Genomic DNA, 24,132 nt, shown 5'->3' with positions numbered 1-24,132 from the left:
GTCGAGCCAAGACTTTGGTTTCTAGAACGGGGTGAGGATGTTCGAGGAAGAAAACGCGCAGTGGGGGCTGGTGCATGCCCTGGTGCTGGATGGTAAAGGCGGTGCGCGTTCGCTAGCCCGGACTGAACTCGATGACTTGCAGCTGCAGGCGCATGAAAGCCTGTGGCTGCACTGGGATCGCAGTCACCCGCAAACCCAGACCTGGCTGCGTAAATCCAGCGGTTTGAGTGAATTCAGCTGTGATCTGTTGCTGGAAGAAAACACCCGTCCGCGTCTCTTACAGCTTTCCGACAGCGAACTGCTGCTATTTTTACGCGGGGTCAACCTGAATCCGGGGGCCGAACCGGAAGACATGGTCTCGGTGCGGATCTTCGCCTCGGCACAGCGGGTGATTTCCCTGCGTCTGCGTCCGTTGCGCGCCACTGATGAGTTGCTGGTGCAGCTCGCCGAAGGCAAAGGACCGAAAACGGCCTCCGAACTCATCCTTTATATGGCTCAGTACCTCACCAACAAGGTGCAGGATCTGGTCAGTTGCCTCTCGGAAGTGGTCGATGAGGAAGAAGAAAAGCTGGATGCCGACGAACGGTATTCACCCAAACACGATTCCATTTTGCAGATCCGTCGCAGGGCGGCTGCGCTGAAACGTTTCCTTGCACCGCAGCGGGATATTTTCGGTCAACTGACGCGGATAAAACTGCCCTGGTTTGTCGAAGATGACGGCGATTACTGGAACGAATTGAACAACAGCCTGACCCGCTACCTCGAGGAGCTGGAGTTGACCCGGGAGCGTGTGGGGCTGGTCCTGGAGGCTGAAGATCGGCGTTTGAGCGTGCGCATGAACCGCACGATGTACCGCTTCGGGATCATCACCGGGATCTTTTTGCCGATGAGCTTCCTGGCCGGGCTTTTGGGTATCAACGTTGGGGGGATTCCATTCTCTGCCAGCCCTTACGGCTTCCTGGTCGCGTGCCTGATGATGGTCTCGGTGGCACTGGGGCAGTGGTGGTTATTCCGACGTTTGCGCTGGGTCTGACGATGAATCATGTGACCCGTGCAAATCTGGCCGCGTCTTTCACAGACATCACGAGAGGTGCGTATGCACGATCCGTTTGAACAGTCTTTGCGCGACATGCTGAACGCTTCACCGTCCACCCGTGACGACGATGCGTGCCTCGGCCGTGTCCTGAAAACCGCTAATCGCCAGGTCGGCGCCGGCGATCTGTTCAGCCTGCTGGGCCGATGGTTGCCCGCGCTGATGATCGCCCTGAATAACGGATCGGCCCATATCTCGCCGGTTTCCCGTCACCGTAAACCTACCGTTCGCACTGCTGATAAGGCTGATTGAATATGGAACTTGATCTCTGGACTCAGAGCCTCGTCACTGCAATGACTGCGTTATGGACCAAGGTTGCGAATTTCATTCCGAACCTGTTCGGTGCACTGGTCGTGCTGCTGCTGGGTTTTGTCGTTGCGAAACTTTTGGATACTTTGTTGTCCAAGTTGCTCGCCAAGCTGGGTCTCGATCGCCTGATGGGCGGCACCGGTCTGACAAAACTGCTGTCCCGGGCCGGCCTTCAAGTGCCGATTTCCACGCTGATCGGCAAAATTGTCTATTGGTTCGTTCTGCTGATTTTTCTGGTTTCGGCCGCAGAATCCCTTGGACTTGAGCGAGTTTCAGCTACGCTGGACATGCTTGCACTGTATTTGCCGAAAGTTTTCGGCGCTGCGCTGGTGCTGCTGGTGGGTGTACTGCTGGCGCAACTGGCCAATGGGCTGGTGCGTGGTGCTGCGGAGGGCGTAGGGCTGGATTACTCCGCCGGGCTGGGGCGAATTGCCCAGGGTCTGGTGATCATCATCAGCATTTCGGTCGCGATCAGCCAGTTGGAGGTCAAGACCGACCTGCTGAACCATGTGATCGTGATTGTATTGATTACCGTTGGTCTGGCGGTTGCGCTGGCCATGGGACTGGGAAGCCGGGAAATTGCCGGTCAGATTCTTGCGGGAATCTATGTGCGTGAGTTGTATCAGGTTGGGCAACAAGTGCGTGTTGGTGAGGTCGAAGGTCAGATCGAAGAGATCGGCACGGTTAAAACCACATTGCTGACCGATGAGGGTGAGCTAGTCTCTCTCTCCAATCGGATTCTCCTGGAGCAGCATGTGAGTAGCCGCTAACCCGGCAAACCCTGCTAATGTACGCCGCCGCAAAATGCCCTGAAAGGGCTGCGGCGGACATTGACCTGACTGTCGGCCAGACTTGTTTTGAATAAAGCTCAATCGCTCTCCACGCGCTACGACCCCCGCGAGCTCTCTGATGAGGAGTTGGTCGCGCGCTCGCATACCGAGCTGTTTCACGTAACGCGCGCCTATGAAGAATTGATGCGGCGTTACCAACGAACATTATTTAACGTCTGTGCACGATATCTTGGGAACGATCGCGACGCAGATGATGTCTGTCAGGAAGTGATGTTGAAGGTGTTGTATGGACTGAAGAACTTCGAGGGCAAATCGAAGTTCAAGACATGGCTGTATAGCATCACGTACAACGAATGCATCACGCAGTATCGGAAAGAACGGCGAAAGCGTCGCTTGATGGACGCTTTGAGTCTGGACCCCCTCGAGGAAGCGTCTGAAGAAAAGGCGCCGACACCCGAAGAGAAGGGCGGACTTGATCGCTGGCTGGTGTATGTGAACCCGATTGACCGTGAAATTCTGGTGTTGCGATTTGTCGCAGAGCTGGAGTTTCAGGAGATCGCAGACATCATGCACATGGGTTTGAGTGCAACAAAAATGCGTTACAAACGTGCTCTAGATAAATTGCGTGAGAAATTTGCAGGCATTGCTGAAACTTAGTTCGGCGCAAATATCTCTTACGTGTAGGCAACTTCTGATAGAATTGCCGCCGAGTTGTCCCCCGGTTTGCGGGACTGCTTCACAATCACCAGATGGGGATTTAACGGATGAAACTGAAAAACACCTTGGGCTTGGCCATAGGTTCTCTTATTGCAGCCACTTCGCTCGGCGCACTGGCACAAGGCCAAGGCGCAGTTGAAATCGAAGGCTTCGCCAAGAAAGAGTACTACGACAGCCAGCGCGATTTCAAAAACGACGGCAACCTGTTCGGTGGCTCGGTTGGTTACTTCCTGACCGACGACGTTGAACTGCGTCTGGGCTACGACGAAGTTCACAACGTTCGTGGCGAAGATGGCAAGAACATCAAGGGTTCGGATACCGCTCTTGACGCTCTGTACCACTTCAACAACCCAGGCGACATGGTACGTCCGTACGTATCCGCTGGTTTCTCCGACCAAAGCATTGGCCAGACCGGCCGTGGTGGTCGTAACGGTTCCACCTTCGCCAACGTTGGCGGCGGTGCCAAGCTGTACTTCACAGACAACTTCTACGCCCGTGCCGGCGTTGAAGCTCAGTACAACATCGACCAGGGCGACACCGAGTGGGCTCCTAGCGTCGGTATCGGTGTGAACTTCGGTGGCGGCTCCAAGCCTGCTGCTGCTCCAGTTCCAGCACCGGCTGAAGTCTGCTCCGACAGCGACAACGATGGCGTTTGCGACAACGTTGACAAGTGCCCGGACACCCCGGCCAACGTAACTGTTGACGCTGATGGCTGCCCAGCTGTTGCTGAAGTCGTTCGTGTTGAACTGGACGTTAAGTTCGATTTCGACAAATCTGTTGTTAAAACCAACAGCTACGGCGACATCAAGAACCTGGCTGACTTCATGAAGCAGTACCCATCCACCAGCACTACTGTTGAAGGTCACACTGACTCCGTCGGTCCTGACGCTTACAACCAGAAACTGTCCGAGCGTCGTGCAAACGCCGTTAAGCAAGTTCTGACCAACCAGTACGGTGTTGAATCGTCCCGCGTTCAGTCTGTTGGCTACGGCGAATCCCGTCCGGTTGCTGACAACGCCACTGACGCTGGTCGTGCTGTAAACCGTCGCGTAGAAGCGCAGGTTGAAGCCAAAGCTAAGTAATTAGCCCGCAGCTCTGAGAAAAGCCCGGCTTAGGTCGGGCTTTTCTTTGTCTGCGATTTGGGTTTCAGCATTGGATTTGCGGTGTGTCGAAAAGATCGCAGCCTGCGGCAGCTCCTACATTGGCCCTGCGTACATCCTTGTAGGAGCTGCCGCAGGCTGCGATCTTTTGATCTCACCGTAGGCGGCCACCTCACCAATCACCAGAATCGCAGGACTTTTCAACTCAAAGGCGTAGGCATCTTCCTCCATCGCCATCAGATCGCTCCGACATTCCCGCTGATTCGGCAGGGAAGCGTTTTCAATCATCGCCACAGGCGTATTCGCCGCCATACCCCCCGCCAGTAATTGCTCGCGAATTTCACTCAGCTTCGCCACGCCCATGTAGACCACCAATGTCGTGCCACCTTGCGCCAGGGCTTGCCAGTTCAGGCGGCTGCCATCCTGCGTGTGGGCCGTCACCAGCGTCACACCGCGCGCAACGCCCCGTAGCGTCAACGGAATATCGCATTGCGTCGCACCGGCAAGCCCGGCGGTGATGCCATTGACCAGCTCGACATCGACCCCGCGTTCGCGCAACCACTGCGCCTCTTCACCGCCGCGACCAAAAATGCACGGATCGCCGCCCTTGAGCCGCACCACGCATTTGCCCTGGCGGGCATAACGCAGCATCAAACGATGAATGAACGCCTGAGGCGTGGAGCGACAGCCACCGCGTTTGCCCACGGCAATGATCCGCGCCTGGGCGCAATGCTCAAGCACTGCTTCGTTCACCAGATCGTCGATCAACACCACGTCGGCTTCGCTCAACGCTCGAACAGCCTTGAGAGTCAGCAATTCCGGGTCGCCAGGACCTGCACCCACCAACCAGACTTTTGCGTTCATAGTGTTTTCCTCACGAGATGACGGCGATCGGCTGCGCAGTTACAGCCAACAAACGCTTGATTTCCGGGACGCAGGAACCGCATTGCGTGCCGCAACCCAATTCTTGTTTCAAGCCATGCAAGTCCAGGCCTCGGCGGATGCCGGCACAGACCGCGTTCTGGCTGACGTTCTTGCAGTTACACAGGGTTCTAGTGCCGGCGGCGGGCGCGCTGGCATTACCTGGTGGCGCGCTCAGCGGTGCGAGCAGCCAGCGCCGCAGTTGTTGGTCGACGCGACCTTCGAGCCAAAGGTCCTGCAGCCAGTGCTGGGCGAGGGTCTCGCCGGCGAGACGAATCGCGGTAATTCGGCCGTTCTCGATCCGCACCCGTTTGCCGATGGAGCGCCGAGGGTCGTCGTAGGCCAGTACCGGACCGTCGTTGAGGCTCAGGCACTGGTCGATATCACGCAACAATTGCGGATCTGGCGCGGCGGCGCTGGCAGCGCGTATGAGCAGCGCAGGGCGCTCACGGCCAGTCAGGCTGAGGCTGACGTAGGAAAACGCCTCGCAAAGCGGTCGTAGCGTCTCAAAGTGTTGTTGGACATTGCCTTCGATCAGGGCGAAAAACGTCCAGGGCAGATGCACGGGGTCAAGTCGTACCCCGGTGTGCTTGAGTTCCGGCTGTTTCGACAGCGGGTCGAACGCCGGTTGGGTGATCGCATTGACGCCACCCTTCAGGAAGCGATCGCCCCAGTGCATGGGCAGGAAGGCTTGGCCGGGGCGCACACTGTCGTCGCTGTCGACGGCAACAATGACCGCGCCGCGACGGCTTTTCAGGCTGACCAGCTCGCCCGGTTGCAGTCCATGGCGGTGCAGTTCATCCGGGTGCAGGCTCAACACGGCTTCGCTGACATGGCCGAATAACTGCGCGGCAGTGCCGGTGCGGCTCATGCCGTGCCATTGATCGCGCAGGCGGCCGGTGATCAGGGTCAGCGGGAATTGCCCGTCGCGTTGTTCCCTGGCGGCGCGATACGGATCGGCGACGAACCGGGCGCGTCCGCTGGCGGTCGGGAAAGTCCCGTCCACGTACAGTCGGGCCGTACCTTCACTGGCGCCTGTCGGAAAAGGCCATTGCTGTGGGCCGAGACGATCGATCAGGTCATGACTGATGCCGGAAAGGTCCAGATCACGGCCGCGAGTCAATTGCTTGTACTCATCGAAAATCTGCGCCGGGGTTTCGAACGCAAACAGACTGGCTTGCCCGGGACGCAGATGTTTTTCCAGACGCTGTGCGAAATCCACCGTGATCGCCCAGTCGGAGCGTGCTTCTGCGGGGGCGATAATCGCACGACGGACGTGGGAAATCCGCCGTTCGGAGTTGGTCACTGTGCCGTCCTTTTCGCCCCAACTGGCGGCGGGCAACAGCAGGTCGGCGAACGCGGCGGTTTCGGTGGTGCGAAAGGCTTCCTGCAACACCACGAACGGGCAGGCTTCCAGCGCTGCACGCACGGCGGTCTGGTCCGGCATTGATTGCGCGGGGTTGGTGCAGGCGATCCACAGGGCTTTGATGGTTCCGCTACGAACCTGCTCAAACAGTTCGATAGCGGTGAGCCCGGTTCTTTCGGGCAACGGGTCCACGCCCCAGTAAGCCGCCACTTCTGCTCGATGCTCAGCATTGGCCGCTTCGCGATGGCCAGGCAGCAAGTTAGACAGACTGCCGGTTTCGCGACCACCCATGGCATTCGGCTGACCAGTCAGTGAGAAAGGTCCTGCACCCGGACGGCCGATTTGCCCGGTGGCGAGGTGAAGGTTGATCAGCGCACTGTTTTTCGCGCTGCCGGCGGTGGACTGGTTCAATCCCATGCACCACAACGACAGGAAGCTTGGCGAGGTGCCCACCCACTCGGCGCACTGTTGCAGTTGTTCAACGCTGATCCCGCACAACTGCGAAACCATCGGCGGCGTGTAATCGCGCACCAGGTTTTTCAGTTCTGCCAGCCCTTCGGTGTGGGCCTCGATGAAGTCGCGGTCGATCCAGTCTTCCCACAGCAACAGGTACAAAATCCCATGGAACAAAGCGACATCGGTGCCCGGAAGAATCGCCAGATGCAGGTCTGCCAAGTCGCAGGTGTCGGTGCGACGTGGGTCGATGACGATGACTTTCATCTGTGGCCGGCGGGATTTGGCCTCTTCCAGACGACGAAACAGTACCGGGTGGGCGTAGGCCATGTTGCTGCCGACGATCATCACACAGTCGCTCGACTCCAGGTCTTCGTAGCTGCACGGCGGCGCGTCGGCGCCCAGGCTGCGTTTGTAGCCAACCACCGCCGAAGACATGCACAACCGCGAATTGCTGTCGATGTTGTTGGTGCCAACCAGCGCTCGCGCCAGTTTGTTGAAGCTGTAGTAATCCTCGGTCAGCAGTTGCCCGGAGATGTAAAACGCCACACTGTCCGGGCCATGTTCGGCGATGGTTTTGGCGAAGACGCTGGCGGCGTGATCGAGGGCCGTGTCCCAATCGGTGCGGCTTCGGGCCAGGCCTTTGCCGAGGCGCAGTTCCGGGTACAACGCTCGGGCCGCGAGGTCACCGGTCAAGTGCAGCGTCGAGCCTTTGCTGCACAGTCTGCCGAAGTTGGCCGGGTGGGCCGGATCGCCGCTGACGCCGAGGATGCGCTCGCCGTCATGCTCGATCAGCACGCCGCAGCCGACCCCGCAGTAGCAGCAGGTGGAAGCGGTGATCTTGTGGTTCATCAGCTGGCTTCCCGCAGGGCTTCACCGAACATCAGGTGATCACGAATCTCGCCGATGTCATGGTTCTCACGAATCTGCCGGAAATACCAACCGCCATCTGCCGTATCGCCATACAGACAGGCCCCGACCAGCACGTCATCCTTGATGACCAGTTTCTTGTAAATCCCGCTGATGGGGTCGGAGAGGGTGATGGCTTCGGTGCCTTCGCCGCCCATGAAGTCGCCGGCGGAAAACAGGTCGATGCCGGTGACTTTCAGTTTGGTCGAGGTCACCGAACCCTTGTAGGTGGCGAACCCCAGCCGGGCGAGATGGTTGGCGCAGACCCTGGCCTGCTCGAACAGCGGCGCAACCAGGCCATAGGCGATGCCACGGTGGCTGGCGCATTCACCGATGGCATAGACCCGTGGATCGTAGGTTTGCATCGTGTCGTTGACCAGAATCCCGCGACTGCAGGGGAGGCCGGACTTTTCCGCGAGTTCGGTCGCGGGGCGAATGCCGGCGGCCATCACCACCAGATCGGCGGGAATGATCTCGCCATTCTGGAACTCAATCGAGCCTACCCGGCCATTGCCGGCATCGTGCAGGGCCCGTGTTTGCTCGCAAAGGCGAAAGTGCAGGCCACGCGACTCAAGCGCGGTTTGCAGCAACCGACCGCTGATGTTGTCCAGTTGTCGCTCCAGCAACCACTCACTGTTGTGCACCACGGTGACGTGCATGCCGCGCAGCATCAGGCCGTTGGCCGCTTCCAGGCCCAGCAGTCCGCCGCCGATGACGACGGCATGCTTGTGGGTTTTTGCGGTGTTGATCATCAACCGGGTGTCGGCGATGTCGCGGTAGCCGATCACGCCGTGCAAGGTATTGCCGGGGATTGGCAGGATAAACGGGGTCGAACCTGTGGCGATCAGCAGGCGGTCGTACTCGGCTTCGGTCCCGTCTTGGGCAATGACCCGGCGTTTGACCCGGTCGATCTCCACTACTTTGCGGTTGAGCAGCAACTTGATGTTGTTGTCCAGGTACCAGTCCAGGTCGTTGAGCACGATCTCTTCGAAAGTTTGCTCGCCGGCCAGTACGGGCGACAGCAGAATGCGGTTGTAGTTGGTATGCGGTTCGGCGCCGAAGACGGTGATGTCGTACAGCTCGTTGCTCAGCTTGAGCAACTCTTCCAGGGTTCGAACCCCGGCCATGCCATTGCCGATCATCACCAGTTTGAGTTTTTTCATCAGGTTCTCCGGAGCGCTCGGACCCGCCTTGTCAGGGCGTTTCAGGCGTGCTCAGCACATTTCGCGCAAACAAAAAAAGGCGTCCCGCTAGTTGCCTAGCGAGGACGCCTTTGTCCTGGTCCCGTTATGTCGGGAAGCGCACCCTTCGTCGTTGAAGGCTGGGCTTTATGTAAGTTAAGAGAGGTAATGCAGTGGTTGTGCCAAGTTCTCCAAGGAATGGCTTTACGGGGCAGCGGGCGGGAATTCAGGAACGGATTCAAAATTTTCTGCACTGATTTGAGGCGGCTTGCTCGGTACTGGAGCATGCGAAACCTGTGGCGAGGGAGCTTGCTCCCGCTGGGCTGCGAAGCAGACCCAAAAATCTGCGACCGCTGCGCGATCGAGCGGGAGCAAGCTCCCTCGCCACATAGGGTCTGGTTCGAATCAGGATGAATGGACAACTAGAATCAGCAGCACCAGATTCACCAGCAACGCCCCCAGCGCCAACGTCCGCCAGACCTTCACCGGCTCACGCTCCAGCAAGGGTCTTGGCCGCACGCTCAAACTGCGGCGCTCGCCCTGTTCCAGTACCAGCAACCATTCTTCCGCCGTTTCATATCGCTCATCCGGATTCGCCGCCACCGCGCGCTCCAGACTTTGCGCGATCCATTCAGGCAGGTCGGGCCGGTAGCGACTGGCGCTGACCGGTGCACCAAACCGCGGCCGCTGGAACGCTTCGATTTCGCCGTAGGGAAAGTGCCCGGTGAGCAAGAAATACAAGGTCACGCCGACCGCATACAAATCCTGTTGCGCGGACGGCGGGTCACCGCGAAAGGCTTCCGGCGCGATATAGCTGGGCGTTCCGGGCAGGGCCGAGAGCTGATCTTCAGACAGGCCGGGGCAGTAGGCGAGGCCGAAGTCCAGCAGGCGCAGCTCGCCGTCGTCCCCCAGCAGCAGGTTTTCCGGTTTGATGTCGCGATGGAAAATCTGCCGTCGATGCAACATACCGACCGCCCGCAGCAAACGTTCTGCCAGATCCTGCCATTGGGCCAGCGGCAGCGTTGTGGTTCGCTCAGCCACTTGCGCCAGGGTAGAACCGGAATATTCACGCATCACGTAGTACAAATGCTGACGCTGATGGGCGGCATGGACTTCAGGAAAATGCCGACCGGCTACACGTTTGAGAAACCATTCTTCCGACAGCAACGCCTGCCCGGCCAGGTGATCGTCGCGCAATGCAACGGGCAAGGTTTTCAGCAACCAAGGTTGTTGCTGAGCGTCGCGCACCCGATAAAGCAGCGATTGCTGGCTCTGACCGAGTATCCCTTCGACCTGCCAGCCCTCAAAGGTCTGGCCCGGTTTCAGTGCTGGCGGTAGCGGCCACTGCTGCACATGAATCAACGCATCGCCGATGCTGGTTTCACCGAGGCCGTCGACCCGCACCAGTAAAACGCTGGCATTGTCCTGACTGCCCGCCAGATGCGCCGCACTCACCAGCGTTTGCGCCGCGCTGTGCAGATCCGGTTGATCACGCAGAATTGCCGCAATGGCGGTGTCACCCAGGACGGCCCAGATGCCATCGCTGAGCAGCACGAAACTCTCATCGAGGCGCAACTCGCCATCGAGAAAATCCAGCACCAGATGCTGATCGAGGCCCAGCGCTCGTTTGAGCACATGCTGCATGCCCGGCTGGTCCCAGACGTGGTCTTCGCTGATCCGCTGCAATTGATCGGCGTGCCAGCGATAAACCCTGCAGTCACCGACATGCGCCAAGGTAAATCGCCTGCCGCGCATGACTAAAGCACTGACAGTGGTGAGCAGCGGTTGCCCACCGCCATTGGCCTGCAACCAGCGATTCTGTGCCAGCAGCAGGCGATCCAGTGCCTGGGCGACGCCCCAGGTTTCCGGGGTGGCGTAATAGTCCAGCGCCAGCGCCTGCAAGGTCGAACGGGCGGCGAGCCCGCCATCGGCGCACTGGCTGACGCCGTCGGCGATGGCGAACAGGTAACCCTTGCTCGCCGCCAGTGCCGGCGCGGGGGTGACCAGGCGCAGGGCGTCCTGATTCTCCTCGCGCGGACCCATGGCGCTGGCTTCGGCGAAACTCAGCTGCAGGCTCATTAGCGCTTACACCCGCGCAGCAGTGACCGCAGCCGAGCCCCAAGTGGTTCTCCAGCGACGTTTCACGCCGTGCAGGCCGAACCAGGCGAGGACGCCGAGGCTGGCGAACAACCACAAGGCCAGTTGATAGCTGCCGGTGTTTTGCTTGATCGCACCCATGCCCGCCGCGAGGGCGAAACCGCCGATACCACCGGCCATGCCGATCAAACCGGTCATCACGCCGATTTCACGACGAAAACGCTGTGGCACCAATTGGAAAACCGCACCGTTACCCGCACCCAAACCGAGCATGGTGCAGACGAAAAGTGCCAGTGCCGCGTAGGAGCTTGGCAAGTTGAAACCCACCACCGCGATGCAGATCGCTGCCACCGTGTACATCGCCAGCAAGGTGCGAATCCCGCCGAAACGGTCAGCCAATGCGCCGCCCAATGGGCGCATCAGACTGCCGCCAAACACGCAGGCTGCCGTGTAGTAGCCGGCGGTCACCGGGCTCAGGCCATATTGGTCGTTGAAGTAACCGGGCAGGGCGCTGGCCAGGCCGATAAAGCCGCCGAAGGTCACGCTGTAGAAAAACATGAACCACCAGCTGTCGCGGTCGCCCAAGGCTTTAAAGTAGTCGGACATCGACTTGGCTTTCGGCCGCTCAGGCGCATTTTTGGCCAGCCAGGCGAAGACGATGAGGGTCAGGACCAGCGGGATCACGGCGAAGCCGAACACGTTGCTCCAGCCAACCGCGGCGGCCAGCACCGGGGCGATCAGGGCCGCGAGCACGGTGCCTGAGTTACCGGCACCGGCAATGCCCATGGCTTTGCCCTGATGCTGCGGCGGATACCACTGCGACGCCAGCGGCAGGGCCACGGCGAAGGACGCACCGGCCATGCCGAGGAACAGGCCCAGCAGCAGCGCTTGTTCATAACTGTGAATGCCGAGTTTCCAGGCGCCGAACAGGGCGCAGATGACGATCACCTGGCCGATCATCCCGGCGGTTTTCGGCGACAGGCGATCCGCCAGCATGCCCATGATGAAGCGCAACACGGCGCCGGCCAGAATCGGCGTGGCGACCATCATCCCGCGTTGTTGGGTGGTCAGGTGCAGGTCGGCGGCAATCTGCACCGCCAGCGGGCCGAGCAGGTACCAGACCATGAAACTCAGGTCGAAATAGAGGAAGGCTGCGAACAGAGTCGGGGTATGGCCGGATTTCCAGAAGCTTGAATTCATCGCGCACCTCAGCTGTGAGTTGTCTCGAGTAGGAGTCATGAGCTTGCAGGTGGGGCGCCGCAACGGCCGCACCACCGGCCCCGGGCTGTGGGGCCTAAACAAAAAAACGCCGCCACCCGATTCGCCTTGGGCAAATGAGGTGAGCGACGTCTTTGTCGTAGGTGGGGCAACCGCCGTTGGTTACCTGTAGGGATTACTTAGCGAGATTTGTGCCACATTTTGAATAGCTAAAAAGATCGCAGCCTTCGGCAGCTCCTACAGGGTGTATGCCATTCCAATGTAGGAGCTGCCGAAGGCTGCGATCTTTGCTTTTGTCAGCCCAACAACTCACTCATCGCGATAATCTGCTCTGCCACCTGAATCAGCTTCTGCTGCCGGCTCATGGCCTGGCGGCGCATGAGGGTGTAAGCCTCTTCCTCGTTGCAGTCTTTCATCTTCATCAGCAACCCCTTGGCCAGCTCGATGCGCTTGCGTTCGGCCAGTTGCTGGTCGCGGGCGTGCAGTTGGGCGCGCAGGGCCTGGTCGCTTTCGAAGCGTGCCATGGCCACGTCGAGAATCGGCTGCAAGCGTTGTGCATGAATACCTTCGACGATGTAGGCGCTGACCCCGGACTTGATGGCCTGGCGCATCACATCGGGGTCATGTTCGTCGGTAAACATCACGATCGGCCGCGGCTGGTCGCGGGTTACCAGCACCACTTGCTCCATCACATCACGGCTCGGTGACTCGGTATCGATCAGAATCACGTCCGGACGCACCGTTTCGACGCGCGCGGGCAGGTCGATGGTCAGGCCGGATTCGTCGATTACCTCGAATCCGGCTTCGGTCAGGGCCGCTTTCAGCCGGCCGACCTTCTTCGCGGTGTCGTTGATCAGCAGGATACGCAACATGTTCGCAGTCTCCTGTCAGCGGCTGGCGAGAAGGGGTGAGCTGTCGCTCATGGCGTGCAGCTTGAAACTGCGGGCATAACCGGCCGGGTCGGACCCGTCCCAGATTTTGCCGTCGATCAACTGACTGCTGCGCATTTCCTGGCCCGACGAGGCAACACCGACTGCGGTCGCGGCCTCTCGATACAAGTCTAGTTGCTGGACCTGACGGGCCACCGCGAGGTAGTCCGGGTCGTCGCGCAACAAGCCCCAGCGGCGGAATTGGGTCATGAACCACATGCCATCGGACAGGTAAGGCAGGTTGACCTCGCCACCGCCATGGAAGCGCAGTGCGTGCGGGTCTTGCCAGCGATTGCCGAGACCGTCGGCGTAATCGCCGAGCAGGCGCGGTTCGATGCAGTCGAGCGGTGCATCGAGGTAGTCCGGGGCGCTTAACAACTGCGCGGTACTGCGGCGATTCTCGGCGCTTTCTTCGATGAAGCGGCTGGCCTCCAGAATCGCCATCACCAGCGCCCGGGCGGTGTTGGGGTATTGCTCGACGAACGCGCGGGTGCAACCGAGGACTTTTTCCGGATGGTCGGGCCAGATAGCCTGGGTCGTCGCCAGCGTAAAGCCGAGATTCTGTTTCACCGCGCTGGCGGACCAGGGTTCACCGACGCAGAAACCGTCGATCCGCCCCGCTTGCAGGTGCGCGACCATTTGCGGCGGCGGCACCACCACGCTGTCGACGTCGTGCAACGGGTGAATGCCCTGGCTCGCCAGCCAGTAATACAGCCACATGGCGTGGGTGCCGGTTGGAAAGGTCTGAGCGAACGTGAGTTTTGGGCGAGTTTGGTGCACGTGACGGTCCAGTGCTTCAGGACCGGTCACACCCAGGGCCTGCAAACCGTGGGAAAGGTTGATGCTTTGCCCGTTCTGGTTCAGGCCCATGAGCACCGACATGTCGGTTGGGGCGACGCCGCCGATGCCAAGGTGCACGGCGTAAATCAGGCCGTAAAGACTGTGAGCAGCATCAAGTTCGCCGCTGACCAGTTTGTCCCGCAGGTTGGCCCAGGAGGACTGGCGCTTGAGGTTCAAGGTCAGCCCGTAAGGCTGTGCAAACCCTTGAGTGGCGGCGACCACCACCGAAGCGCAGTCGCTCAGGGCCATGAAGCCGAGGTTGATGTCGGTCTTTTCCGGGGCATCGCTGCCGTTGACCCAGGCCAATGGGCCGGCTGATGGTTCGTTCATCGCGTCCTCACCTTGCAAAAAAAAGGCGTCGTCCCGGGTCCTCGCACGAGCAAGGTCGGGTGACGACGCCATTGTCCTGGCACTCATCTCGCCGTTGACAGGAGTGCTGATACCTCTGTGGGTGCAAGGCATATGCCAGCCCGGGTTTCATCAGCTTTCCATCAGGACTTCCCGCGCCATGTCTTTCATCCTGCCGACCCTTCATCGTCAGGCCGCAAAGGAGGTTGGCGTGCAAACCGAATCACTTCATGCCACAACATTCTCGGACGCCCGTTCCGGCGGGCGGGTGTTGCATCTGCGTGTCAGCGAATCCACCGAACTTCTGGGCTCGGCGCAGCGCCATCGGTTGGTCGGCGGTTGGGAAGGGCTGATCGCGGTCAGCGAGGCGCTGCAAATGAGCGGCGGCGGTGTGCAGATGTTGCCGCTGCCCGAGACACGGCTGGTGAAGCTACAGGTCTTTTTCGACCTGAGTGATGCGCTGATGGGGCAACGGCCGAGCCATGCCCCGTGGGCCATGTTGCCGGTCACGTACGAGACCGTTCGGTCGGAACGCGCGCTGGAGCGCTGGTACATCGAGCAGGCCATGGGCGCAAGTCCGGCCTACCAGGCCTTTGCCGGCGTGCTGCGTCAGACCGAGAATTACGGGCTTGTGCGATTCCTGCTGGAACAGGGCACCCGCAGTGAAAAACTGACCGACCTGGCGCAACGCTATGGCGTTTCCGTGTCGCACTTTCGTCGATTGTGCCGACAGGCGCTGGGCAGTGCAGCCAAGCCTGCATTGCGCGGCTGGCGCACGGCTCAGGCGCTGTTGAACATGAGTTTGCGGGACTGCTCGCTGACGGATGTCGCGCTGGAGTCCGGCTTTGCCTCTTCTTCGCATTTCTCCAAGGAAATCCGTGAGCTGGTGGGCTTCACGCCCAGCAGCCTCGCCGACATTACCTACCTTCCAGGCAAGTGAGCCGATGAACCGCCGATCGTTCTCCTTATCCCTTTTGCCCGTCTGCCTGACCACGGTGTTGCTGCTCGCACCCTTTGCCGCGCAGGCCGCTGTCTATAATTTCGAGGCCCGCGAACAAAGCGCGCGCACTTTTTTCAGCGAGCTGTCCGGACCACTGGGCAAGCCGGTCATCGTCAGCAAGGCCGCTGCGGCCAAGCGGATTTCCGGTACGTTCGATCTGCTCACGCCGCAACGAACCTTTGAGCGAGTCAGCTCGCAAATGGGCTTGATCTGGTATAGCGATGGTCAGGCGATTTATCTGTATGACGCCCCGGAACTCAAAAGCTCGATGGTGTCGCTGCAGACCTTGACCGTGGCCAAGCTTCAGGCGTTCCTGGAACGCTCCGGGTTGTACGATCGTCGTTATCCGTTGCGCCACGATGGTCTGCGTACGTTCCATGTGTCCGGCCCGCCGATGTATGTCGATCTGGTCACGCAAGCGGCCGGGCTGATGGATAACCAGCGCTCGGAACTGTTGCTGGGCAACCAGCAGATCGGCGTTATCCCGGTGCGAAACACCTTTGTGAGCGACCGCAAATACGAGTTGCGTGATGACAAGGTGACGATTCCCGGACTGGCCACCGTGATTGAGGCCTTGCTGCGCGGCGAGCGCAACGGCGTCGAGCCCGCGGTGGCGCAAACCGCTGCACAGCGACCGCAGGGCTTGATGCCGGCGTTTCCACTGGAAGGCCTGGCGAGCCCCCCTTCGGATCAGGACCCCTCCGCGCCGCGAATCCTCGCGCGCGACACGGCCGCCGGGAACATTCGGGTCGTGGCCTATCCCGATACCAACAGCCTGTTGGTCAAGGGGTTGCCGGAGCAAGTGCGTTTTATCGAGAACCTGGTCAGCGCGCTGGACACGCCCAAACGCCACGTGGAGCTGTCGTTGTGGATCATTGATCTGCACAAGGATGAACTCAATCAGTTGGGCATCAACTGGCAAGGCGCAGTGAATTCCGGCGGAACATTCAGTGTATCGCTCAACGCCGGCTCGGCGACCACGCTCGATGGTGCGTCGTTCGTCACTCAGGTCATGGCGCTGGAGCGCACGAGCCGGGCGAATGTGGTGTCGCGACCGGTGATCCTGACCCAAGAGAATGTGCCGGCGATTTTCGACAACAACCGAACGTTTTATGCGCCTCTGGTGGGCGAGCGCAGTGTTGATCTGCAGCACGTGACCTACGGCACGCTGGTGAGCGTATTGCCGCGTTTCGCCCAGGCGGACGAGATTGAAATGTCGCTCAATATCGAAGACGGCAACGAAATCGAAAACCCTGGCCAGGGCGAACGACCGAGCGCTCTGCCGACGGTTGGTCGCACCCGGATCAGTACGGTGGCGCGGGTGCCGCCGGGCAAGAGCCTGTTGGTGGGTGGTTTCACCCGCGATGACCACAGCGAGCAGATCGGACGGATTCCGGTGCTGGGATCGATTCCGTGGATCGGTCGGCTGTTCAGTTACCGGCAGAACCGCTCGGCCAATACCGTGCGGGTGTTCCTGATTCAACCCAAGGAAATTCGCGACACGCTGGAGCCCGGCGCCGTTGAACCGGGTCCACAGTTGCTGACCCCGGAACAGCACGAACGTTTGCGCCGTTCCTATTTTCGGGCGGCAATAAAATGATCCTGCCGGCGATTTCCACCGGCGGGCGAGCGGCTCAGGCGCGGCTGAATGCCGAGAAGGCCGCAGAGCATCCGCAGCCACAGGCGAGTGCTGACACAGATCTCGACGAAAGCGGTACGGCTGCCGTCATGCAGCGTTTCGTCCAGATCAGCGATGAAATGTCGGCGGCATTGGCGCAGTTTCGTGGTCGACGGCATTTCGAACTGAAGTCCGACACCCTGACTGACAACTTCGAAAGAGTCCTGGACGACGACACCGTGCCGAAGGTGCGACAGATACTCAGCCTGGCACGGCTCGCAGACAAACCCATCGACTGGTTGATGCAGATGGCGCGAAAGCTGTTTGCCGATGACAGTGATCTGGTGTTGGTGCTGCGAGAACTGCTGCGCCGTAAAAAACTGGAGAAAAGCACTCGTCAGCGGCTCGAAACGCTGTTGCAGACAGTGGTCGCTCAGGCGTCCCCCAAGCGCATGAACGCCGGCATTAACGCCGCCCTCAAGGCCAGAATGTTCGGTGCGTGCATGGCTGTTCGCGCAGCGTTGTTGCGCGAGACCTACCGGGATTTTCTCGAGTCCGACGAAGGGTCGGTCAGTTGTTATCAGGACTGGATTGCGCTGTACGGTCCACCGCAACGCACGAATGTGCTGGCCTTCATCGAAGCGGCGCTGCTCACCGATATCAGTGCCCAGGACCCGAGTTGCTCGCGCGCAGAATTTGGCCAACTGCTGGCCCGGCTGAACGACCTCAAGCGCCTGCGTTCAGCCGACGGTCTGTTCATCGGCGGCCTGCTGGGCGATGAACTGATCTGCCAGCACAACCCCGACGAATCCGACTGGCTGGTGTTCCTGTTCGGACTGTTGACCTGGCCCGATGAGCTCGACCAGTTGTTGCTCGGCGTGCTTGGTGAACGCGTGCTGTTGAGCCCGCACCGCGAGCGTTCGACGCTGCTGCAGACGGTCCGTCGGCACAGCCTGCAGTTGCCATTGCAACTGTTTGTCGATGACGAGGCAGCGCTGCGGCTGGCGCAACAGTTTTCGCGTTTGGCAGACATGGCCTACACCCACGAATGCATTGAACAGCGACGTCTCGGCGGTTGCTCATGACTTTCTTCCGGAGCTGACCTGCCATGCTCAATGTGTTTTTACGCAACGTCGGGGCTCGCCCGGAGCTGCTGATCCTGACGCTCATGGTGATGATCATCGCCATGCTGATCATTCCCCTGCCGACGGCGCTGGTGGATTTTCTCATCGGCCTGAACATCGTCATTTCGTTGCTGGTGTTCATGGGCTCGTTCTACATCGAACGCATCCTCAGTTTCTCGACGTTCCCGGCGTTGCTGCTGCTGACCACCCTGTTTCGCCTGGCGCTGTCGATCAGCACCAGCCGCTTGATCCTGAGCCAGGCCGACGCGGGGGAGATCATCGCGTCCTTCGGTGAGTTCGTGATCGGCGAAAGCCTGGTGGTGGGTTTCGTGATCTTTTCCATTGTCACCATTGTCCAGTTCATCGTGATCACCAAAGGCTCGGAGCGGGTCGCCGAAGTCGCGGCGCGCTTCTCGCTGGACGGCATGCCGGGCAAGCAGATGAGCATCGACGGTGACCTCAAGGCCGGCGCCATCACCGCCGAGGAGGCCAAGGAAAAACGTAGCGTGCTGGAGCGTGAAAGCCAGCTGTACGGCTCTTTCGACGGCGCGATGAAGTTCATCAAGGGCGATGCGATCGCCGGCATCATCATTATCTTCGTCAACTTCATCGGCGGCATGGCCATTGGTGTCGGGCAAATGGGCATGGACATGTCCACGGCCTTGTCGACCTACACCTTGCTGACCATCGGCGATGGACTGGTGGCGCAGATTCCGGCGTTGCTGATCGCCATCGGTGCCGGTTTCATCGTGACCCGCGTCAACGGTGACGACAGCAACCTGGGGCGCAACATGCTGGCGCAGATGCTGGGCAATCCGTTCGTGATGGGCGTGACTGCGCTGCTGGCGGTGGGTGTCGGCCTGCTCCCGGGTTTTCCGCTGATGACTTTTCTGCCTATCGCTGCGGTGCTGGCGCTGGTGGTGTTTACCCGGCATCGAAAGGCCTCCAGGGTAGCCGGCGAAGGTGAAAACCGTGGTGCAGCCACCGAGCAAGGCGCGCTGCAAACCGGGTCGGGATTGCTCGACGACGTCGATAACATCGCCACCGAAACCATCGCCTTGATGCTGCTGGTGCCCACGTCGCAACTGGACGCGTTGAACAAAGCCCGTTGGGCGGCGCGCTTTCGCAGCCAGTTTTTCGTCGACTACGGCTTGCGCATACCCGAACCGCAGTTCCGCGCCAGCGAGGCGTTGCCGGCTCATCAAGTGGCGGTGCTGATCAATGAAGTGCGTGCCGAGCAGTTCGATATCCATTTCGATCACTGGCGCCTGCTCGACTACTCGCCGGACCTTGAACCCCTGGGTTTTGCCCTGGTGCGCGGCAACGACAGCAATCGCCTGGGCGGCGTCTGGGTCAACGCCGTCGACAAGGAGCGAGTGCAACAGTTGGGCTATCAACTGCGCCCGGCAGACGAAGAGTGCTACCGCTGCCTGGTCACGTTGCTGGCGCGCAATATCCAGGAGTTTTTCGGCGTGCAGGAGACCAAGCAACTGCTCGACGAAATGGAAACCCGCTATCCCGATCTGCTCAAGGAAGTGTATCGCCACGTCACGGTGCAGAAGATCTCCGAGGTGCTGCAGCGCCTGGTCGGCGAGCGCATTTCCGTGCGCAACATGAAGCTGATCATGGAGTCGCTGGCCCACTGGGCGTCGCGGGAAAAGGACGTGCTGGCGCTGGTCGAACACGTTCGCGGGTCGATGGCGCGCTACATCAGCAACAAATTCGCCCACGGCAATGACTTGCGCGTCCTGCTGCTGTCGCCGGAATTCGAAGAAGTGGTACGCAGAGGCATCCGGCAAACCTCGGGCGGCAGTTTCATCAACCTGGAACCGGCCGAGTCGGAAGAGCTGATGGACCGACTGAGTGTCGGCCTGGACAGCCTGCACATTGCGCACAAGGACATGGTGCTGCTGTGTTCGGTCGATGTGCGGCGCTACATCAAGAAGCTGATCGAGGGACGGTTCCGGGAGCTGGACGTGATGTCGTTTGGCGAAATCTCCGAGACCATTTCGGTCAATGTCATCAAGACCCTCTGAGGAAACCCTGTAAATGATACCGATCGATATTGCCGACCTGTTGCGTGAAGCACTGCGACACAGCGGCTGCGTGGACAGCCAGATAGGGCACTTCGACAGCCACAGCACCATTGAAATGCAGATGAAAAACCTGCCCGATATCAACGTGGCCGTCGTGGAGGGCGATGTGTGGATCTGGGCAGCGGTCGCGCAAGCGAGCCCAAATGTCATGAACCATTGCGCCTTCGAATTGATGCAGTTCTTGCTGGAAGGCAATGCTTTTTCTCGCACCGGCCAACTGCACCTGTGCGAAGTCCAGGGGCAGCTTGAACTGCGCTTGATGGCCAATGACCACGCCCTGGGTGACGCCGAGCATTTCGCACAAGCCCTGGATGCTTTTGTGCAGTCGATTGAAACGCTGTGCGAATTGTTGCGCCGATGAGCATCCGGCTGGAACGGCAGGCCGCCCATCCCTTGCGCTTGAGTGGTCCTTTGATCGAAGCGGCGCTGGACAATGTGGTGGTCGGTGAAGTCTGCGAAGTGCGTCGCCATTGGCGTTCGCCGCACGTGGCGGCCAGGGCGCAAGTCATTGGCTTCAAGCCTGGCGCGGTCCTGCTCAGTTTGCTCGGTGATGCCAAAGGCTTGTCCAGGGAGTCGATGATTGTCCCGACGGGCTCGACATTGCGCCTGAGCTGCAGCGATGCCTTGCTGGGCAGCGTGGTCGATCCTCAGGGCAATATCGTTGAGCGAAGGCCACCGCTTCTTCCTTGTAATAGCCATAGCCCTGCTTCATGACCGGCGTCATCACGAAAATCGCCAGCAACAAGGCAATCGCATTGAGCGTCATGTTCGACGGCACCTGCTGCAACCCTAACGCGTTGCGCACGATGACAAACACGATGGAGAACTTGATGTAGCAAGTTCCGGCGGCCACCAGAAAAGGCAGCAGTGAAGCAAACGCCAGCAGCGCAATCAGCGAGACGTCATTCATTGCCAGTGTTCCGATAGACCTCGAGCAACTCGACACCCAACTGTTCGTCCAGCTGCACCAGTTCGCCACGGGCCACGCGCTTGCCATTGGCGCGAACCTCGATGTGCCGGGCGGCATCGGCCGCCAACGGAATGAGTTGGCCATCGATGATCCGTGACAACGTGCCCAGGTCGATGTCATGGGTGGCGAGCAGAAACTCCAGACGCACCGGCAAAGCATCGAGTTCGACCTGCGTGTCGGCGTCTGTCCCAGCCTGTTGATTTGAATCGGCAACCGTCGATTGCATGTGTAATCCCTCTTCAGTGAACGTGAACACGCCGATGCATTGATCTGCCAACAGGCGTCGCCGGTCAGGCAATGAGTTCATTCAGACTCCGCAGGGTTTCGTCAGGCTCGCAACATTCGCCCGTCGGCTGACGCAGCCAGTGAGTCAAGGCTTCGCGGCGCTGCAGGGCCTGGTCGTTGGCGGCATCGCTACTTATTACGGCGAGCAAGCATTGGCCCATGGTGAGTTACCTGAGGCCGCCAAAGCATGGGCGGTGTTTGCGCTGTCCATGATCGCCCCGGCGCTGATCGTGATCGGGGCAATTCGAAATTTACTTGACGGGACATCGACCCTGCCGTCGCTTCTGGGGCGTGTATGCATGGCCAGCATTACGGTGGGGGCCGCGATTTTGGCGCATGTCACTGGCGCGTCTTCAGGGGTGCTCTCGAAGGTACTTGGCTCGGTGGTTTACGCAGTGACCAGAGGCGCGGCCAACTTCGTCTTTCCCTTAAAAGACAACGCCGGGCCCGCCACCATGGCAACCACCGGTGTATCGGCTTTTGTCCATGGCATAGTTCAGTTTGCAGTGTCAGAGATGGGGCAATGGTTACCGCTGACTAGTCTTGCCCGAGCGGGGATAGGACTTCCTCACAGTCTGGGCGCGGACTTTATCCATGCGTTTGTGACTGCCTTTGGCGTTATCATGGTCGACGTCGTTTCCATTTATTCGAAATGTTTGCCTGCACTGTCTCCGAACTATGGGAAGGACTCGGTATTTACTGACCCGGAGTCTTTGCAGCAAAGAGGGCTGGTGGCGCGAGCGGGGTATCGGCAACCGGACTCGACAAAGGCGATGGACGACGGTCTTGGAATCGTTCCTATACGCTTGTCGTCGTCAATCAACAGCGCATTGATACCAGCCATGCTCGCGCATGTGCTGAGACAGTTGGAGTTCGATGACGGTGATCTGGGTCATGTCATGAGCGGCTGCCTTGCTCTGGTGGCGTTCATCTCTTACTTCCCACTGGTCTTTGGCAGTGCCAAACGCTCCGACAACGCCTATACGCTGCAGGAGACTCCGGTTCCTTGATTCAAGGCAAAGAGGTCGCCTGTCTCCGTCAACCCCGGCTATAATCGCCGCCACTTTTCATTGCCCAGAGTCAACTCCGCCCATGTACACCCTGGCCCGTCAGCTGTTGTTCAAACTTTCCCCGGAAACCTCCCACGATCTGTCCCTGGACTTGATCGGCGCGGGCGGGCGTTTGGGCCTCAACGGCTTGCTGTGCAAGGCGCCGGCGAAAATGCCGGTGAACGTCATGGGCCTCGACTTCCCGAACCCGGTAGGGCTGGCGGCCGGTCTGGACAAGAACGGCGCGGCCATCGACGGTTTTGCCCAACTGGGTTTTGGTTTTGTCGAAATCGGCACCATCACCCCGCGTCCGCAGCCGGGCAATCCGAAGCCGCGGATTTTCCGTCTGCCGGAAGCCGAGGCGATCATCAACCGCATGGGCTTCAACAACCTCGGCGTCGATCACCTGCTGGCCCGCGTGGCAGCGGCCAAGTACAAGGGCGTGCTGGGCATCAACATCGGCAAGAACTTCGATACGCCGGTCGAGCGTGCGGTCGACGACTACCTGATCTGCCTGGACAAGGTTTACGCCCACGCCAGCTACGTGACGGTCAATGTCAGCTCGCCGAATACGCCGGGCCTGCGCAGCCTGCAGTTCGGTGACTCGCTCAAGCAATTGCTGGCGGATCTGGCGACCCGTCGCGCGGAACTGGCGTTGCGTCACGGTAAACATGTGCCGCTGGCGATCAAAATCGCACCGGACATGACCGACGAAGAAACCGCTCAAGTCGCACAAGCGCTGATCGAAACCGGGATGGACGCGGTGATCGCCACCAACACCACCCTGAGCCGTGTCGGTGTCGAAGGTATGGAACACGGTGACGAGGCGGGTGGTTTGTCCGGCGCACCGGTTCGTGACAAGAGCACCCACACCGTGAAGGTGCTGGCCGCCGAACTGGCCGGTCGTTTGCCGATCATCGCCGTGGGCGGCATCACCGAAGGCAGGCACGCTGCCGAGAAAATCGCGGCGGGGGCGAGCCTGGTGCAGATCTATTCGGGTTTCATCTACAAAGGCCCGGCGTTGATTCGCGAATCCGTGGACGCTATCGCCGCCTTGCGCTAACCCCCGTGGTGGCGAGCTTTTGTGGCGAGGGAGCTTGCTCCCGCTGGGCTGCGAAGCGGCCCCAAATTAAAATCACGGTGTGTCAGACAAAACTCGATTGCAGCGGTACGACTGCTTCGCAGCCGAGCGGGAGCAAGCTCCCTCGCCACAAAAGCAGTTCTCAGGTTTTAAGTAATTTGCAGGCATAAAAAAGGGCTCCTCGAAGGAGCCCTTGGGCCGGAGCCCGCCGCCCGGATGGGGCGTGCGTGTTAAGTCGTTACGTAATCAGGTTGTCGTGTCGGAGTGTGTGCCCTGTGTTAGCCGACGGCGTGAAGTTCGTTGAGTCTATGGATTCCCGCAGTGCCGGTCATACCGTCCCAGTTGTCGCCGCGTCCTTCTCGCCAGCCGTTGATCCAGGCTTGGCGTACCGACGGTAGAGTAAATGGGCAAAGCTCACGGGATTTGCCACCAACGCCATATTGATATCCGCGCAAAAATGCTCTTTCCAACGGATCACGCTTAAGTCTTCTCATAGGGTGTTGCCCTCACTTGTTGACTGTAGTTATCGCGTCGACCTCAATCGAGGTCTGGCAGAAATGTCTGCCGTTGGGGGCTCGCTGCCGGCGTGGCGAGCCAGGGTGTTGACGTCCGTTGTGGCGCCAACCTGTATTGAGTT

Annotated in this window: 20 protein-coding genes and 4 pseudogenes; 13 read left to right on the top strand and 11 right to left on the bottom strand. The window is 59.9% G+C overall.

The annotated features are described in order from the left end of the window. The first annotated feature begins 37 nt into the window (after window positions 1-37). From ACYZTL_RS06740 to ACYZTL_RS06720, 5 genes are all read left to right on the top strand, one after another. A complete protein-coding gene (locus ACYZTL_RS06740; RefSeq protein WP_461951117.1) occupies window positions 38-1,033 on the top strand; it encodes a zinc transporter ZntB in 996 nt (331 codons plus the stop codon). Window positions 1,034-1,096: 63 nt separating this feature from the next. Continuing rightward, window positions 1,097-1,345 (top strand): hypothetical protein, encoded by a 249-nt coding sequence (locus ACYZTL_RS06735; RefSeq protein ID WP_046027052.1) that lies wholly within the window; start codon window positions 1,097-1,099, stop codon window positions 1,343-1,345. Between the two features lie 2 nt (window positions 1,346-1,347). Next, entirely contained in the window at window positions 1,348-2,172 is an 825-nt protein-coding gene (locus tag ACYZTL_RS06730; RefSeq protein ID WP_461951116.1) for a mechanosensitive ion channel family protein, read from the top strand. An 87-nt stretch (window positions 2,173-2,259) separates the two neighbouring features. Next, complete coding sequence (gene sigX, locus ACYZTL_RS06725) at window positions 2,260-2,850, top strand: RNA polymerase sigma factor SigX (RefSeq protein WP_461951115.1); 591 nt, start codon at window positions 2,260-2,262, stop codon at window positions 2,848-2,850. Between the two features lie 107 nt (window positions 2,851-2,957). Continuing rightward, window positions 2,958-3,992, top strand: coding sequence for an OmpA family protein (locus ACYZTL_RS06720; RefSeq protein ID WP_461951114.1), 1,035 nt, complete (start codon window positions 2,958-2,960; stop codon window positions 3,990-3,992). Window positions 3,993-4,106: 114 nt separating this feature from the next. On the opposite strand, the gene cobA is transcribed toward ACYZTL_RS06720, so the two are convergent. The 7 genes and pseudogenes from cobA to ACYZTL_RS06685 form a co-directional block, all read right to left on the bottom strand. Continuing rightward, window positions 4,107-4,874, bottom strand: coding sequence for a uroporphyrinogen-III C-methyltransferase (gene cobA, locus ACYZTL_RS06715; RefSeq protein ID WP_461951113.1), 768 nt, complete (start codon window positions 4,872-4,874; stop codon window positions 4,107-4,109). Window positions 4,875-4,884: 10 nt separating this feature from the next. Continuing rightward, complete coding sequence (locus ACYZTL_RS06710; protein WP_461951112.1) at window positions 4,885-7,602, bottom strand: nitrate reductase; 2,718 nt, start codon at window positions 7,600-7,602, stop codon at window positions 4,885-4,887. A gap of 20 nt (window positions 7,603-7,622) precedes the next feature. Then, window positions 7,623-8,822 (bottom strand): annotated as a pseudogene (locus tag ACYZTL_RS06705) (NAD(P)/FAD-dependent oxidoreductase); the annotation flags it as partial. A 423-nt stretch (window positions 8,823-9,245) separates the two neighbouring features. Then, window positions 9,246-10,919 (bottom strand): protein kinase domain-containing protein, encoded by a 1,674-nt coding sequence (locus tag ACYZTL_RS06700; protein WP_461951111.1) that lies wholly within the window; start codon window positions 10,917-10,919, stop codon window positions 9,246-9,248. A 6-nt stretch (window positions 10,920-10,925) separates the two neighbouring features. Beyond that, complete coding sequence (locus ACYZTL_RS06695) at window positions 10,926-12,137, bottom strand: nitrate/nitrite transporter (protein ID WP_461951110.1); 1,212 nt, start codon at window positions 12,135-12,137, stop codon at window positions 10,926-10,928. 314 nt (window positions 12,138-12,451) lie between these two features. Continuing rightward, window positions 12,452-13,027, bottom strand: a complete 576-nt coding sequence (locus tag ACYZTL_RS06690) for an ANTAR domain-containing response regulator (protein WP_461951109.1) — start codon at window positions 13,025-13,027, stop codon at window positions 12,452-12,454. Between the two features lie 15 nt (window positions 13,028-13,042). Then, entirely contained in the window at window positions 13,043-14,254 is a 1,212-nt protein-coding gene (locus ACYZTL_RS06685; protein ID WP_461951108.1) for a CmpA/NrtA family ABC transporter substrate-binding protein, read from the bottom strand. A 178-nt stretch (window positions 14,255-14,432) separates the two neighbouring features. On the opposite strand from ACYZTL_RS06685, the gene ACYZTL_RS06680 reads away from it, so the two are divergent. The 6 genes and pseudogenes from ACYZTL_RS06680 to ACYZTL_RS06655 form a co-directional block, all read left to right on the top strand. Further along, window positions 14,433-15,212, top strand: coding sequence for a helix-turn-helix domain-containing protein (locus ACYZTL_RS06680; protein WP_461951107.1), 780 nt, complete (start codon window positions 14,433-14,435; stop codon window positions 15,210-15,212). Between the two features lie 4 nt (window positions 15,213-15,216). Then, window positions 15,217-16,872, top strand: a complete 1,656-nt coding sequence (gene sctC, locus ACYZTL_RS06675; protein WP_461951106.1) for a type III secretion system outer membrane ring subunit SctC — start codon at window positions 15,217-15,219, stop codon at window positions 16,870-16,872. Next, window positions 16,869-17,975 (top strand): type III secretion system gatekeeper subunit SctW, encoded by a 1,107-nt coding sequence (gene sctW, locus ACYZTL_RS06670; RefSeq protein WP_461951105.1) that lies wholly within the window; start codon window positions 16,869-16,871, stop codon window positions 17,973-17,975. The genes sctC and sctW overlap by 4 nt, the downstream gene beginning before the upstream one ends. 23 nt (window positions 17,976-17,998) lie before the next feature. Next, complete coding sequence (locus ACYZTL_RS06665) at window positions 17,999-20,050, top strand: EscV/YscV/HrcV family type III secretion system export apparatus protein (RefSeq protein ID WP_461951104.1); 2,052 nt, start codon at window positions 17,999-18,001, stop codon at window positions 20,048-20,050. 13 nt (window positions 20,051-20,063) lie between these two features. After that, the gene (locus tag ACYZTL_RS06660) at window positions 20,064-20,471 is read left to right on the top strand and encodes an InvB/SpaK family type III secretion system chaperone (RefSeq protein ID WP_461951103.1); all 408 of its coding nucleotides are present in this window, start codon (window positions 20,064-20,066) and stop codon (window positions 20,469-20,471) included. Further along, window positions 20,468-20,788 (top strand): annotated as a pseudogene (locus ACYZTL_RS06655) (EscN/YscN/HrcN family type III secretion system ATPase); the annotation flags it as partial. The gene ACYZTL_RS06660 and the pseudogene ACYZTL_RS06655, both read left to right, overlap by 4 nt. On the opposite strand, the pseudogene ACYZTL_RS06650 reads toward ACYZTL_RS06655, so the two are convergent. The 3 genes and pseudogenes from ACYZTL_RS06650 to ACYZTL_RS06640 all read right to left on the bottom strand — a co-directional run. Next, window positions 20,778-21,020: pseudogene (locus ACYZTL_RS06650) on the bottom strand (EscR/YscR/HrcR family type III secretion system export apparatus protein); the annotation flags it as partial. The pseudogenes ACYZTL_RS06655 and ACYZTL_RS06650 overlap by 11 nt on opposite strands. After that, entirely contained in the window at window positions 21,013-21,387 is a 375-nt protein-coding gene (locus ACYZTL_RS06645; protein ID WP_461951102.1) for a FliM/FliN family flagellar motor switch protein, read from the bottom strand. The gene ACYZTL_RS06645 and the pseudogene ACYZTL_RS06650, both read right to left, overlap by 8 nt. After that, a pseudogene (locus tag ACYZTL_RS06640) lies at window positions 21,371-21,496 on the bottom strand (hypothetical protein); the annotation flags it as partial. The pseudogene ACYZTL_RS06640 and the gene ACYZTL_RS06645, both read right to left, overlap by 17 nt. Between ACYZTL_RS06640 and ACYZTL_RS06635 the strand changes: the two are divergent. Both ACYZTL_RS06635 and ACYZTL_RS06630 read left to right on the top strand, forming a co-directional pair. Next, a complete protein-coding gene (locus ACYZTL_RS06635) occupies window positions 21,446-22,375 on the top strand; it encodes a hypothetical protein (RefSeq protein ID WP_461954390.1) in 930 nt (309 codons plus the stop codon). The pseudogene ACYZTL_RS06640 and the gene ACYZTL_RS06635 sit on opposite strands and share 51 nt — an antisense overlap. 82 nt (window positions 22,376-22,457) lie before the next feature. Continuing rightward, window positions 22,458-23,477, top strand: a complete 1,020-nt coding sequence (locus ACYZTL_RS06630; RefSeq protein ID WP_461951101.1) for a quinone-dependent dihydroorotate dehydrogenase — start codon at window positions 22,458-22,460, stop codon at window positions 23,475-23,477. A 296-nt stretch (window positions 23,478-23,773) separates the two neighbouring features. On the opposite strand, the gene rmf is transcribed toward ACYZTL_RS06630, so the two are convergent. Continuing rightward, entirely contained in the window at window positions 23,774-23,989 is a 216-nt protein-coding gene (gene rmf, locus ACYZTL_RS06625) for a ribosome modulation factor (protein WP_003223300.1), read from the bottom strand. Between the last annotated feature and the right edge of the window lie 143 nt (window positions 23,990-24,132).

Source organism: Pseudomonas sp. LB3P81, assembly GCF_054897965.1.
The sequence above is the reverse complement of the archived record's forward strand: the minus strand, read 5'-3'. Positions and strand labels throughout refer to the sequence as shown.